Source organism: Isoptericola aurantiacus, assembly GCF_044769875.1.
In the GTDB taxonomy this organism is placed as follows: Bacteria; Actinomycetota; Actinomycetes; order Actinomycetales; family Cellulomonadaceae; genus Isoptericola; species Isoptericola aurantiacus.
The window spans coordinates 85,542-99,146 of the sequence record NZ_JBJBAE010000001.1 but is presented as its reverse complement, the minus strand read 5'-3'; the positions used below and the strand labels follow the sequence as shown (position 1 = coordinate 99,146).

The window sequence follows — 13,605 nt, the reverse complement described above, 5'->3', positions numbered from 1 at the left end:
AGCACCTTCCGACCGGACCCGTCCCGCACGGGTCCGACCTGACCGACCCACCCCACGACTTGTCGACGAGGACACCATGACCCCAGACGACTGGACCCAGACCCTGACGGCCGGGCCGCTGCTCGCCATCGCCGCCGGCGCCGTCGCCCTCCTGCTGCTGCTCATCATCAAGGTCAGGCTGCACGCGTTCGTCGCGCTCATCCTGGTCAGCCTGCTCACCGCCGTCGCCGCGGGGCTCCCCGCCGGCGGGATCGTGGACGTGCTGCTGGACGGCTTCGGCTCCACCCTGGCCGCCGTCGCGCTGCTCGTCGGGCTGGGCGCGATGCTCGGCCGGCTCGTCGAGACCAGCGGCGGTGCGACCGTGCTCACCGACGTGCTCATCGCGCGGTTCGGCGAACGCCGCGCCCCGTTGGCGCTCGGCATCGCGTCGCTGCTGTTCGGCTTCCCGATCTTCTTCGACGCCGGGCTCGTGGTGATGCTGCCCATCGTGTTCGCCGTCGCTCGGCGCCTCGGCGGCTCCGTGCTCCTCTACGGGCTGCCGGTGGCCGGTGCGTTCTCGGTGATGCACGTGTTCGTCCCGCCGCACCCCGGGCCCGTCGCCGCCTCGGAGTTCCTGGGCGCGAACGTCGGCATCGTCCTGATCGTCGGGCTGCTGGCCGCGATCCCCACGTGGTACGTCACCGCCTACCTGTTCGGGCGGTTCGCCGGACGCCGGTTCGAGCTCCCCGTCCCCGAGATCCTCGGCCGGGCGGACGACGCCCAGACCGCGAACCCGCCCCGCTTCGGCGCGGTCGTCGGCATCCTGCTGCTGCCGCTGCTGCTCATCTTCGCCAACACCGGCCTGGAGACCGCGGCGTCCGCCGGCTGGGTCGACGCCGACTCCGGCGTGGTGGCGGTCGCGGGCCTGATCGGTTCGACCCCGGTCGCGCTGCTCGTCACCGTGCTCGTGGCCGCCTGGGTGCTCGGTCGTCGCCGCGGCATCGAGGGCACGGCGCTGGAGAAGACCCTGGACTCGGCGCTCGGACCCGTCGCGTCGGTCATCCTCATCACCGGAGCCGGCGGCATGTTCGGCGGGGTGCTGCGGGCCACCGGGATCGGCGACGCCCTGGCGGACGTGCTCGGCGACCTCGGCCTGCCCGTCATCGTGGCCGGGTTCCTCATCGCCGCCGTGCTGCGCGTGGCCCAGGGCTCCGCGACGGTCGCGCTGACGACGGCGGCCGGGCTCGTCGCGCCGGCCGTGGCGGCCGGGGGCTACGGATCGGTCGAGCTCGCCGCGATCGTCGTCGCCGTCGCGGCCGGATCCGTGGTGCTCAGCCACGTCAACGACTCGGGGTTCTGGCTGGTCGGCCGGTTCTTCGACATGGACGTGCGCACCACCCTGCGGACCTGGACGGTCATGGAGACCGGCATCGGCGTCATGGGGTTCGCGATCGCCTGGCTGGTGTTCGCCGTCGCCTGAACCGGAGCTGCAGCGGAGCGTGGGGGCCGAGGAACGAGGCGCGCGCGTGGAGCGGAAGCGCAGGCTCGGGCGACCGAAGGAGTCGCCTGAGCCTGCGCTGCTGCGGCTCAGCCGGCGGTGACCGCCCGCGGCGGGTGCAGGCCGTCGACGGCCTCCACGCACTGACGGGCGATGGCCAGCTCCTCCTGGGTCGGGACCACCATGACCAGGGTCCTGGCCCAGTCGGGGGAGATGATCCGTTCACCGCCACGAGCGGCGTTGCGGTCGTCGTCCACCGCGATGCCCAGGCCCTCCAGGTCCGCGCAGACCGCCGCCCGGACCGCGACGTCGTTCTCCCCGACGCCCGCGGTGAACGCGATGACGTCCACCCGCCCCAGCAGCGCCGCGTACGCACCGACGTACTTGCGCAGCCGGTGGATGTACACGTCGAACGCCAGCGCGGCGTCCTCGTCGCCGTCGTCGATGAGGCGACGCAGCTCGCGGAAGTCGTTGACGCCCGAGAGGCCCAGCACCCCCGAGCGCTTGTTCAGCAGCGTGTCCAGCTCGTCCACGCCCATCCCGGCGTTGCGGGCCAGGTGGAACACGACCGCCGGGTCGACGTCGCCCGACCGGGTGCCCATGACCAGACCCTCGAGCGGCGTCAGTCCCATCGACGTGTCGATCGGGACGCCGCCGCGCACCGCGGAGGCCGAGGCCCCGTTGCCCAGGTGCAGCACGATCGTGTTGAGGTCCTGCACCCGGCGGCCCAGCACGCGCGCGACCTTGCCGGCCACGTACTGGTGGCTGGTGCCGTGGAACCCGTAGCGACGCACCCCGTGCTCGCGCGCCACGTCCCGGTCGATCGCGTACGTGTACGCCTCGGCGGGCAGCGCCTGGAAGAACGCGGTGTCGAACACCGCCACGTGCGGGACGTCGTCGAGCAGCTCACGGGCCACCCGGATGCCCTGCACGTTCGCCGGGTTGTGCAGGGGCGCCAGCGGCACCAGCGCCTCGATGCGGTCGATGATCGCGTCGTCGACCACCACCGGCCCGGAGAACTCGGCGCCACCGTGCACCACGCGGTGCCCGACGGCGTAGATCCCCGCGTCCGCCAGGCGGGGCCCGACCTCGTCGAACAGGCCGAGCGCCAGGCGCAGCGCCTCCCCGTGGTCGGGCACCTCCAGCTCGCGGTGCGTGCGGTTGCCGGCGAACGTGTGGGTGACCACGCCGGTGGGCTCGCCGATCCGCTCGACCGTCCCCGCCGCGATCGCCTCGCCGCCCACCGGGTTGACGAGCTGGTACTTCAGCGACGACGAGCCCGAGTTCAGCACCAGCACCGACCCGTGCGCGCCGTAGGCGCTGTACAGGTTCGGTCGCTCGGACTCGGGGACGATGCTCATGCGGGCTCTCCGTTCGTCGTCTGCGCCTGGATCGCGGTGATCGCCACCGTGTTGACGATGTCGGCCACCAGGGCACCGCGGGACAGGTCGTTGACCGGCTTGTTCAGGCCCTGCAGCACCGGCCCGACGGCGACCGCACCGGCCGAGCGCTGGACCGCCTTGTAGGTGTTGTTGCCCGTGTTGAGGTCCGGGAAGATGAAGACGCTCGCCCGTCCCGCCACCGCCGAGTCCGGCAGCTTCGAGGCCGCCACGGAGGCGTCCACCGCGGCGTCGTACTGGATCGGGCCCTCCACCGACAGGTCGGGGTGGCGCTCGCGGACCAGGTCGGTCGCGGTGCGGACCTTGTCGACGTCGGCGCCCGACCCGGACGCGCCGGTCGAGTAGGACAGCATCGCGACCTGGGGGGTGACGCCGAACTGGTCGGCGGTGGCCGCCGAGGACGCCGCGATGTCGGCGAGCTGCTCCGCCGTCGGGTCCGGGTTGACGGCGCAGTCGCCGTAGACCAGCACCCGGTCCGGCAGGCACATGAGGAACACCGAGGAGACGACGGACACCCCGGGTCGGGTCTTGATGATCTCGAACGACGGCCGGATCGTGTGCGCCGTGGTGTGCGCGGCGCCGGACACCATGCCGTCGGCCAGCCCGAGGTGCGCCATCATCGTGCCGAAGTACGACACGTCGGTGACGATCTCGCGGGCCCGCTCGACCGTCATGCCCTTGTGCGCCCGCAGCCGGGCGTACTCGGCGGCGAACCGCTCGACGTGCTCCGGGTCGGTGGGGGAGAGCACCGTCGCGGCCGAGATGTCGAGGCCGAGCTCGGTCGCGCGGCGGCGGATCGCCGTCTCGTCGCCGAGGATCACCAGGTCGGCGATACCGCGCGCCAGCACCGTGGACGCGGCGCGCAGGATGCGGTCGTCGTCGCCCTCGGGCAGCACCACGCGCCGGCGGTCGCCGCGGGCCCGTTCGACCAGCTCGTGCTCGAACATCAGCGGTGTCACCACGGGCGTGCGCTCGACGGCGAGCCGGGCCAGCAGCGCGTCGCCGTCCACGCTCTGCTCGAACATGGCGCGGGCGACGTCGTGCTTGCGCTGGGCGTCGGTGGTCATGGCGCCACGCGTGCGCGACGCGGCGCGGGCGACCTCGTAGGTGTCCTTCGCCGTGGCGATGATCGGGACGTGCGGCTGCAACGCCGCGGCGAGCTGGCCGGACCGGCCGGAGGGGCGCAGACCGCCGGTGAGGATGATCCCGGCCAGGGACGGGAACCTGTCGGCGGCCTGCACGGCCAGCATCCCGAGCACGACGTCGGTGCGGTCGCCGGGGGTGATCACGACGGCGCCGTCCGTCAGGTGACCGAGCAGGTGCTCGAACGTCATCGCCCCGACGATCACGTCGAGCGCCTCGCGGGACATCAGGTCGCGGTCGCCGAGCAGGAGCGTGCCGTCCACGGCGTCGGCGAGCTGGGCGACGGTGGGCGCGCCGAGGAACGGCTCCTCGCCGATCACCCAGGTGGGCAGGTCGTCCCCGGTGAACGTCGCCCGTGTGCGGGCGTCGGCGTCACGCACGACGCCCTCGGCCCGGTTGACGACGACGCCGAGCGGTTGGGCGTGGTTGGCACGCAGCTCGGCCAGGCTGAGGCGCGTCAACGTGGTGACGTCCTCGACGCCGCGGTCGCGGCCGGAGACCACCAGCAGCACGGGGGAGTCGAGGTTCGCGGCCACGCGGGCGTTGAACGCCAGCTCGGTGGCGCCGGAGACGTCCGTGTAGTCGGTGCCCAGCACGACGACGGCGTCGCACCGCGCCGCCACCCGGTGGTAGCGGTCCACGATGCGCGAGAGCGCGGCGTCCGGGTCGGCGTGCACCTCGTCGTAGGTGACCCCGACGGCGTCGGTGTAGTCGAGGTCGACGCCGTCGTGAGCGAGCATCAGCTCCAGCACGTGGTCGCGGACGCCCGCTCCGCCGTCGGCCGCAGGACGTTCCGGGACCCGGGAGACCGCGCGGAACACGCCGACACGGCGGACCTGGCGGACCAGGAGATCGAGCACCCCCAGCGCCACGGTCGACTTGCCGGTGTCCCCCTCGGGGGACGCGATGTAGATGCTGCGAGTGCTCACTGCCTGCCTGTTCGTCCGTGCCGGCGGGTGGTCACACCCATTCCACCGCATCGGGACGGACGACGCACCGGGTCGGCGGCGTCGGGTTCGTCACGCCCGCACCGCTGGTCGGGACGGCGACCTCACGGGCTACTCGTTGTCACCCCCGGTGTCCCCGAGTCCTGCCACGCTCTCACCCACGACCTCGCGCGCTCCCGGCCACACCCAGTCGCGCACCTCGGGGATGTCCTCACCGTGGGAGCGGGTGTACTGGCGCGCCGCCAGCCGCTGGTCCACCATCCGCTGGCGGAACCCGGCGACCTTGGAACCGAGCCCCGGCACCCGGTCGACGACGTCGAGCACCAGGTGGTACCGGTCGATGTCGTTGAGCATCGCCATGTCGAAGGGCGTCGTGGTGGTGCCCTCCTCCTTGTACCCGCGCACGTGGATGTTGGGGTGGTTGTTGCGCCGGTAGGTGAGCCGGTGGATCAGCCACGGATAGCCGTGGTAGTTGAAGATCACGGGCTTGTCCGGCGTGAACAGGCCGTCGAAGTCCTTGTCGGACAGCCCGTGCGGGTGCTCGTGCTCGTCCTGCAGGCGCATGAGGTCGACCACGTTGACCACGCGGACCTTGAGGTCGGGCAGCTCGTTGCGCAGGATGTCCGCGGCGGCCAGGACCTCGAGGGTCGGGACGTCGCCCGCGCAGCCGAGGACGACGTCGGGGTCCTCGCCGGGAACCTCCGTCCCGGCCCACTCCCAGATGCCCAGTCCCCGCGTGCAGTGCGCGATGGCCTCGTCCATCGACAGGAACTGCGGGGCGGGCTGCTTGCCGGCCACCACGACGTTGACGTACTGGCGGCTGCGCAGGCAGTGGTCGTAGGTGCTCAGCAGCGTGTTGGCGTCCGGCGGCAGGTAGACCCGCACGATCTCGGCCTTCTTGTTCACCACGTGGTCGATGAATCCCGGGTCCTGGTGGCTGAACCCGTTGTGGTCCTGACGCCACACGTGGCTCGAGAGCAGGTAGTTGAGGCTCGCGATCGGGCGCCGCCACGGGATGTGGTTCGTGACCTTGAGCCACTTGGCGTGCTGGTTGAACATCGAGTCGACGATGTGGATGAACGCCTCGTAGCTGGTGAACAGCCCGTGCCGCCCGGTGAGCAGGTAGCCCTCCAGCCACCCCTGGCACTGGTGCTCGCTCAGCATCTCCATGACGCGGCCGGCGCGGGCGAGGTGCTCGTCGACGTCGGGCCCGTAGAACTCAGCGTTCCACTGCTTGTCGGTCACCTCGTAGACGGCCTGCAGACGGTTCGACGCCGTCTCGTCGGGTCCGAAGATCCGGAAGCTGTCCGGGTTGCGGCGGATGATCTCGGTCAGCCACGTCCCCAGCACCCGCGTGGACTCCGCGACGGCGGCCCCCGGTTCGGGCACGTCGACGGCGAAGTCCCGAAAGTCGGGCATCCGCAGGTCCTTCAGCAGCAGCCCACCGTTCGCGTGCGGGTTCGCGCTCATGCGCAGGTCGCCCGACGGCGCCTGGGCGGCGATCTCGGGGTGCAACGCGCCGGCGTCGTCGAACAGCTCGTGCGGCCGGTAGGACTCCATCCAGCCGCGCAGCACCTCCAGGTGCTCCGGCGTGTCCCGGGCGCTGGCCAGCGGCACCTGGTGGGCGCGCCAGGAGTCCTCGGTCTTGTGCCCGTCGATCTCGGGCGGGCAGGTCCAGCCCTTCGGCGTGCGGAAGACGATCATCGGCCACGCGGGCCGCTCGTCGTCGCCCCCGTCGGACGAGCCCTGGGCCTCCGCCTTGATCCGGGCGATGTGCTCCAGCACCTCGTCCAGCAGCTTCGCGAACCGGCGGTGCACCGCCGCGTGGTCCTCGCCGTCGAACCCGCCGGTGAAGAAGTACGGCGTGTGGCCGTAGCCGATCATCAGGTCGCGCAGCTCGTCGTCGCTGATGCGGCTCAGCACCGTCGGGTTGGCGATCTTGTAGCCGTTGAGGTGCAGGATCGGCAGCACCACGCCGTCGGTGCGGGGGTTGACGAACTTGTTCGAGTGCCAGCTCGTGGCCAGCGGGCCCGTCTCCGCCTCGCCGTCGCCCACGACCGCCGCCACCAGCAGGTTCGGGTTGTCGAACGCCGCGCCGTAGGCGTGGGACAGCGCGTAGCCGAGCTCGCCGCCCTCGTGGATCGACCCGGGCGTCTCCGGCGCCACGTGGCTCGGGATGCCGCCCGGGAACGAGAACTGCCGGAACAGCCGGCGCATGCCCTCGTCGTCGGTGGTGATGTCGGTGTAGATCTCCGAGTAGGTGCCCTCGAGGTAGGTGTTGGCCACCAGTCCGGGGCCGCCGTGGCCGGGACCGGCCACGTAGATGGTGGACTGCTCCCGTTCGCGGATCGCCCGGTTCAGGTGGGCGTACAGGAAGTTGAGCCCGGGCGTGGTGCCCCAGTGGCCGAGCAGCCGGGGCTTGACGTCGTCCCGTTCCAGCGTGCGCCGCAGCAGCGGGTTGTCCAGCAGGTAGATCTGCCCGATCGACAGGTAGTTGGCGGCTCGCCACCACTGGTCGAGGCGTTCGACGTCGGTGTCGGAGAGCTCGGCCACGCCGGTGGCACGCCACGGCGAGGAGTCGACGGACGGGACGGACACGGTGCTCATCGCACGCTCCTACGGCTCGGGGTCTGGCTGCCGGTTCGCGCCGTCCGGTCGTCGGACGCCGCGCCCTCATTCCACCGCAGAGCGACAGGGTGCGCAGCCCGAACCCGGCGTCGGTCGGACGCTGTGCGCCGGGGACCGGGGACGGTGAGGCGAGGATCTCGTGCCCGCGATGCCGGTCCGGGGCCGTGCGCCGTCTACCGTGGTGCCGTGCCCGACGCCCGCCCGCCCGTCCGCCGCTCGTTCTGGGCGGTGGCGCGGCAGCCCCGCATGCTCGCGATCCTGTTCCTGCTGCTGCTCGCCGCCGCCGTCTGCGGACGGCTCGGGGTGTGGCAGATCGACCGCGCCTACGAGCGGGCGAACCTGGCCGCCGAGCAGGAGGCGGCCGAGGCCGCGGCGGCCGCGCCCGTCGAGCTCGGCGAGGTGCTGGCCCCGCAGTCGCCGTTCCCCGGTGAGCTCGTCGGCCACGAGGTGGCGGTGACCGGGACGTACGAGCCCGACGGCCAGCTGCTCGTGGCCGGACGGTCCCTGGACGGCGTCGAGGGCTATCTGGTGCTCACCCCCCTGCGCGTGTCCGAGGACGGCACCCACGGGGCGTCGTGGGCGTCGCTGTCCGGTGCGCCGGTGCTGCCGGTGGTGCGCGGCTGGGTCGACTCCGCCACGCCGGGGGCGGAGGCGCTCGCCGTTCCCGCGGGCGAGGTGCAGGTGCACGGATGGCTGCAGGCGTCCGAGTCCACCTCCCGGACCGGTGAGGTCCCGCCGAACCCGGGCGGGCCGCCGCTCACGCAGGACATCGCCTCGAGCGCGCTGGCGAACACCTGGGACGGGCCGATCTACACCGCCTACGCCGTGCTGACGTCGTCGGACCCGGCCCCGGTGCCGGCGGAGGAGGGCGGCCCCGCGCTGCTGCCGCGGCCGGTGCTGGACGGCGGCACGTCCGTCGACCTGCAGAACTTCTTCTACGCGCTGCAGTGGTGGGTGTTCGGTCTGTTCGCGGTGGCTCTGTGGGTCCGCCTGGTGCGCGACGAGATGGCCGGCGGGCGCCGCACCTCCCGGCGCCGCGACCGCGGTGGCGGCCGGGGACACCGCGCCGGTCGCGACGACGATCCCATCGGCTCCGGCATCGCGGGTCTGCCCTCCCCCTGACCCCCTTCCCGCGAGATCGACGTACCCGTACCGAGATCGACGTACCGTCCGTCGATCTCGATACGGGTACGTCGATCTCGACTGCGGCCTGGGGCTCGGTAACGCTGCATCACGGGCGCGCCCGGCTCCACAGGGCGCGCCGGATCCGGCCGGCCGTACCGGCAGCGTCATCGAGGTCCCGCCACACGACGCGAATGACGATCCACCCCGCCTCCTCCAGGGCGTCCTGGCGGGCCTTCTCCGCCACCACTCGTGCCGACGGGTCGCCGTAGGCGCCGCCCGAGTACTTCACCGCGCCGTCGAACTCGACGGCGACCTTCCATTCCGGCCACGCCAGATCGACCCAGAACGTCCCTCGCTCCGTGTCGACGTCGAGCCCAGGCCGGGGAGCCGGGAGCCCCTCGTCGTGGACGATCCACCGCAGGATCGACTCGCCGGGCGACTCCGCGCGGACGTCGGACAGGCCGAGGACCTCCCGCGCTCGCACGACGCCCCGCCTGCCGGCACATTCGCGCAGGATCTCGTCGATCAGCGCAGGGTCGGCGCCGCCGCGGAGCGCCGAGTCGGCGACGACCAGGCCCTGGGCCGGTCGCAGGATCCGCGCGCAGTCGACGACGGTGCGTTCCAGGGTCGTCACGGGCACCCCGGACACCTCGGTGCGGTCGCGTACCGGGAGATCGGTCCAGTGGCGCCGCAGCATCCGGTCCCGTGACTGCTCCAGGTTCGGAGGCCGAAGCTGGGTCAGGTGGACGACGTCGGTCAGCCGCCACGTCCAGCAGCCGTGCAGCACCGCGGCGCTCGTGTGGGAGAACCAGTGGTCGACGTCGAGCCGGACGTCGACCGCGCGGATCTGGCGCAGTGTCTCCGCGCGGTGTCGGGCGGCGATGCCGTCTTCCTGGACCGGCGGGAGGTAGACACCCTTGCGCACCCGTTCCAGCGTCCCTTCCCGGGACCGGCGTCGGATCGCCGCGCGTCGTCGTTCACTGAACCGCGTCGAGGCAGGGACCGTCGCCGGGACCAGGCCCCGGCGGTCTCCCGGACGGCCCGAGCTCCGGCGTGCGGGTGGTTCTGCGGAAGTCGTGATCACGGGGACGACCGTGGCAGGCGGGCGCGGTGAACGGGGACCCCTCGACGGATCTGTGGACAACCACCCGCGAGATCGACGTACCCGTACCGAGATCGACGTACCGTCCGTCGATCTCGGTACGGGTGCGTCGATCTCGCGGTAAGGGGGGAGGGCTACTCGTGCTGCCAGCTGTGCCACAGCCGGGCATACTCCCCGCCGGCCGCCACCAGCTCCTCGTGCGGTCCGATCTCGCTGATCCGCCCGCCGTCGACGACGGCCACGCGGTCCGCGTCGTGCGCGGTGTGCAGCCGGTGCGCGATCGCGACGACCGTCCGCCCGGTGAGCACCGCGTTGAGCGACCGTTCCAGGTGCCGCGCGGCCCGCGGGTCGAGCAGGGACGTCGCCTCGTCCAGCACCAGGGTGTGCGGGTCGAGGAGCACGAGCCGCGCCAGGGCCACCTGCTGCGCCTGTGCGGGGGAGAGCGGGTGCCCGCCCGAGCCGACCTCGGTGGCCAGCCCCGAGGGCAGCGCCGCGGCCCACCCGCGGGCGTCCACCGCCTCCAGCGCGTCCCACAACGCCGCCTCCGAGGCCGAGGTGTCGGCCAGCAGGAGGTTCTCGGCCAGCGTGCCCACGAACACGTGGTGCTCCTGGGTGACCAGCGCGACGTGCCCGCGCAGGTCCTCCAGCGGCAGGTCGACCAGCGGTACGCCGCCGACCGTCACCGCGCCGCCGGTGGGCGGGTGGATGCCGGCGAGCATGCGCCCCAGCGTGGACTTGCCCGCCCCGGAGGGCCCGACGACGGCGAGCCGCTCGCCGGGCCGCAGGTCCAGCGACACCCCGTGCAGGACGTCGTGACCCTCCCGGTAGGCGTACCGGACCTCGTGGGCGCGCACCTCGTCCGACGTCGGCACCGCACCGGAGGCGGTGCGGTCCGGCCCCACGAGCCCGACGCCGACGACGCGGGCGAGCGCCACGGCGGCCACCTGCAGCTCGTCGAGCCAGAACACGAGGTCGAACACCGGCCCGCCCATCTGGTGCGCGTACAGGGCGACGGTCGCCACGGCACCCACCGTCGTCGCGCCCTGGGACGCCAGCCAGCCACCCCAGACGATCGCGGCGATCGGCGCGATCGCCACCGCCGTGTCGAGGGCGGGGATGAGGCGCAGCCGCAGCCCGAGGGTGTAGCTCTCGGCGTCGAACGCCTCGGCGATGTCCCGGCGCAGCCGCCGCCGGATCGTGGAGCCGAGCCACAGCGTGTCCGTGGTGCGGGCCCCCTCGACGGCCTCGGTGATGGTGCCGTTGACGGCCGCGTACGCGGCGGACTCGCGCAGGTAGCCCGGCGTGGCCCGTCGCAGGTACCAGCGGGTGGCGATCGCGATGATCGGCACACCCACCAGCAGCCCGAGCGCGACGAGGGGGTCGGTGAGGAAGGACGCCACGAGGGTGAGCGAGATGGTCACGACGCAGACCAGCACGCGCGGGACGCCGAAGCGCACGGCGTGCTGCAGCTTGTTGACGTCGTTGGTGGTGCGCGCCACGAGGTCGCCGGTCCCGGCCTTCTCCACGACCGACAGCGGCAGTCGGGTGGCGGTGTCCATGAACTCCTCGCGGAGCTCGGCGAACACGCCCTCGCCGAAGACCATCGACAGCCGCTGCGCGTACCGGGTCACGACGGCCTGCACGACGACGGCACCCACCAGCAGCAGGGCCAGCCGGTTCACGGTGGTCAGCGTGGTCCCGGCGGTGACCTCGTCGATGAACCGACCCAGCAGGAACGGCCCGGCGAGCCCGGCGACGGCCGCCAGGGTGTGCAGGACGGCGACGCCGGTGAGTCGGCCCCGGTGGCGGCGGAAGAGCCGCCCGACGGTGCGCTTGACCTCGGTCCGGTCGGCGATCGGGAGCCGGTTCGGGTCCGTCGGCGACGGCGGTGCGGTGGGGGCGCTCATCGCGCGGCTCCTTCCAGGGTCGTGCCGGCCTCGTCGGTCCGGCGGTGCGGGGGCGTGCCGACGGGGGCGGTGGGGTCGGTGACGTCCGGCTCGGCCATGCTGCGCCCGACGACGGCGCGGTAGCGGGCGCCGTCGTCGTCGCGGCGGGCCAGCAGCCCGGCGTGCGTGCCGGTGGTCACCACGCGGCCGGCGGTGTCCAGCAGCGTGACCTCGTCGACGTGGTCGAGCACGAGCGGGCTCGCGGTGACGATCAGGGTGGTGCGGCCGCGGCGGGCCTCGGCGACCCGTTCCGCGATGCGCGCCTCGGTGTGCGCGTCCACGGCGCTGGTGGGCTCCACGAGCACGAGGATCTCGGGGTCGGTGAGCAGGGCCCGGGCCAGCGCGACCCGCTGCCGCTGGCCGCCGGACAACGACCGCCCCTGCTCGGGGAGCTCGCCGTGCAGCCCGCCGGGCACGGAGTCGAGGACGTCGTGGGCGTCCGCGGTCAGCATCGCGGCCAGGAGCTCGGCCTCGCCGGCGCGGCCGCGGGCGTCCAGGGCCTCGCCGAGCACGCCGGAGAACAGGTGCGGCGTCGCCTCGGAGACCACGACGCGGTGCCGCAGCGCGGCCTTGTCGAGGTCGGCCAGGCGCACGCCGCCGAGGGTCACCGGGGTGCCGGCCTCCACGTCGTCGTCGATCCGGCCCAGCCGGGTGGCCAGCCGTGCCGAGACGTCCGGGTCGGCGCACACGAGCGCGACGACGCGGCCCGGCCTCAGGATGAGCCCGGAGGCGTGGTCGACCAGGTCGCTGCCCGACGGCGGGGCGTCCGCGGGCGCGGCGGCCTGCGGCGTCGCCTCGGTGACCCGCAGGACACCGAGGATCTTGCGGGCCGAGACCACGGCGTTCGTCGTCATCTGCAGCATCTGCGTGGCCATCTGCACCGGCCAGGCCAGGAAGGCGGCATAGCCGTAGAACGTGACGAGCTGGCCGCTGGTGAGGTCGCCGCGCACGACGGCGCGGGCGCCGAGCCAGAGCACGAGCGCGGTGAGCAGGCCCGGCAGGAGCACCTGCAGGCCGTCGAGCACGGACTGCACGGCGGCGACCCGGACGCCGCGGTGGCGCACGTCCTGCGACTGCTGCGCGTACCGCCCGGCGAAGACCTCCTCGCCGCCGATGCCGCGCAGGATGCGCAGGCCGGAGACGGTGTCGGCGCCGAGCGCGGTGAGCCGGCCGGTGGCCTCGCGGTGGGTCTGCTGACGGCGCTGCAGAGGACGCACCAGCAGCGCGAGCACCGCGGCGACCACCGGGATGCCGAGCGTCAGCACCAGCCCGAGCAGCAGGTCCTGGGTGAGCATGTACGCGGCGACCACGAGGTAGGCCACGACGCCGCCGGTGAACCGCCCGGCCATGGCGAACATGTCGCCCACGCGCAGGGCGTCGTTGGCGACGGCGGCCACGACCTCCCCGGTGGGCAGGCGCCGGGTCACGGCGTGCCCGGCGCGCGAGGCCTTGTCCCCGACGAGCTCGGTGAAGCCGAGGGCGGCACGCACCCAGTTCTCGACGTCGTAGGTGTGACTGAAGACACCCGAGACGACGATGGTCGCGGCGGCCACGAGCATCCACCCGCACCAGACCAGCAGCTCGCTGCCGAACCCGGCGGCCAGACCGGCGTCGACCGCCTCGCCGAGCAGCAGCGGGGCCGCGGCGGACCCCAGCAGCGACACGATGCCGGCCGCGAGCGACCTGGTCAGGACGTCGCGCTGCCGCCACGCCTGCCAGGTGAGCAGGCGCGTCGCGGACGATCGCGGAGGGGTGCCCGGGTCGGGCAGGGGGAGGGGGCGCACGGTCGTCAGCGTAGGTCGAGCCACCGACGTCGGGCACCGGATTTTCCGCGCCT

8 protein-coding genes are annotated in these 13,605 nt (G+C 73.2%); 2 read left to right on the top strand and 6 right to left on the bottom strand.

The features are described from left to right. Nucleotides 1–76 precede the first annotated feature (76 nt). The gene (locus tag ACIQLL_RS00360) at nt 77–1,459 is read left to right on the top strand and encodes a GntP family permease (protein ID WP_402461695.1); all 1,383 of its coding nucleotides are present in this window, start codon (nt 77–79) and stop codon (nt 1,457–1,459) included. Between the two features lie 107 nt (nt 1,460–1,566). Here the strand turns inward: ACIQLL_RS00360 and ACIQLL_RS00355 are convergent, their stop codons facing one another. The 3 genes from ACIQLL_RS00355 to ACIQLL_RS00345 form a co-directional block, all read right to left on the bottom strand. Then, nucleotides 1,567–2,838 carry an acetate/propionate family kinase gene (locus ACIQLL_RS00355; RefSeq protein WP_402461692.1) on the bottom strand — a complete coding sequence of 424 codons (1,272 nt, stop codon included), beginning with the start codon at nt 2,836–2,838 and terminating at the stop codon, nt 1,567–1,569. Further along, the gene (gene pta, locus ACIQLL_RS00350) at nt 2,835–5,000 is read right to left on the bottom strand and encodes a phosphate acetyltransferase (RefSeq protein ID WP_449768902.1); all 2,166 of its coding nucleotides are present in this window, start codon (nt 4,998–5,000) and stop codon (nt 2,835–2,837) included. The genes ACIQLL_RS00355 and pta overlap by 4 nt, the downstream gene beginning before the upstream one ends. 78 nt (nt 5,001–5,078) lie before the next feature. Then, entirely contained in the window at nt 5,079–7,574 is a 2,496-nt protein-coding gene (locus ACIQLL_RS00345; protein WP_402461686.1) for a phosphoketolase family protein, read from the bottom strand. 207 nt (nt 7,575–7,781) lie between these two features. Between ACIQLL_RS00345 and ACIQLL_RS00340 the strand changes: the two genes are divergently transcribed. Further along, complete coding sequence (locus ACIQLL_RS00340) at nt 7,782–8,717, top strand: SURF1 family protein (protein ID WP_402461683.1); 936 nt, start codon at nt 7,782–7,784, stop codon at nt 8,715–8,717. Nucleotides 8,718–8,826: 109 nt separating this feature from the next. Here ACIQLL_RS00340 and ACIQLL_RS00335 read toward each other — a convergent pair whose 3' ends face one another. The 3 genes from ACIQLL_RS00335 to ACIQLL_RS00325 all read right to left on the bottom strand — a co-directional run bounded on the left by ACIQLL_RS00335 (nt 8,827) and on the right by ACIQLL_RS00325 (nt 13,552). Continuing rightward, nucleotides 8,827–9,645 (bottom strand): hypothetical protein, encoded by an 819-nt coding sequence (locus ACIQLL_RS00335; protein WP_402461680.1) that lies wholly within the window; start codon nt 9,643–9,645, stop codon nt 8,827–8,829. 311 nt (nt 9,646–9,956) lie between these two features. After that, the gene (locus ACIQLL_RS00330; protein ID WP_402461677.1) at nt 9,957–11,729 is read right to left on the bottom strand and encodes an ABC transporter ATP-binding protein; all 1,773 of its coding nucleotides are present in this window, start codon (nt 11,727–11,729) and stop codon (nt 9,957–9,959) included. Continuing rightward, nucleotides 11,726–13,552 (bottom strand): ABC transporter ATP-binding protein, encoded by a 1,827-nt coding sequence (locus tag ACIQLL_RS00325; RefSeq protein ID WP_402461674.1) that lies wholly within the window; start codon nt 13,550–13,552, stop codon nt 11,726–11,728. Before ACIQLL_RS00325 ends, ACIQLL_RS00330 begins: the two co-directional genes overlap by 4 nt. Between the last annotated feature and the right edge of the window lie 53 nt (nt 13,553–13,605).

Bases quoted from the DNA above. Each gene is read 5' to 3' on its own strand.
- ACIQLL_RS00360 (WP_402461695.1), top strand. From the start codon at position 77: ATGACCCCAGACGACTGGACCCAGACCCTGACGGCCGGGCCGCTGCTC.
- ACIQLL_RS00355 (WP_402461692.1), bottom strand. From the start codon at position 2,838: ATGAGCATCGTCCCCGAGTCCGAGCGACCGAACCTGTACAGCGCCTAC.
- pta (WP_449768902.1), bottom strand. From the start codon at position 5,000: ATGCGGTGGAATGGGTGTGACCACCCGCCGGCACGGACGAACAGGCAG.
- ACIQLL_RS00345 (WP_402461686.1), bottom strand. From the start codon at position 7,574: ATGAGCACCGTGTCCGTCCCGTCCGTCGACTCCTCGCCGTGGCGTGCC.
- ACIQLL_RS00330 (WP_402461677.1), bottom strand. From the start codon at position 11,729: ATGAGCGCCCCCACCGCACCGCCGTCGCCGACGGACCCGAACCGGCTC.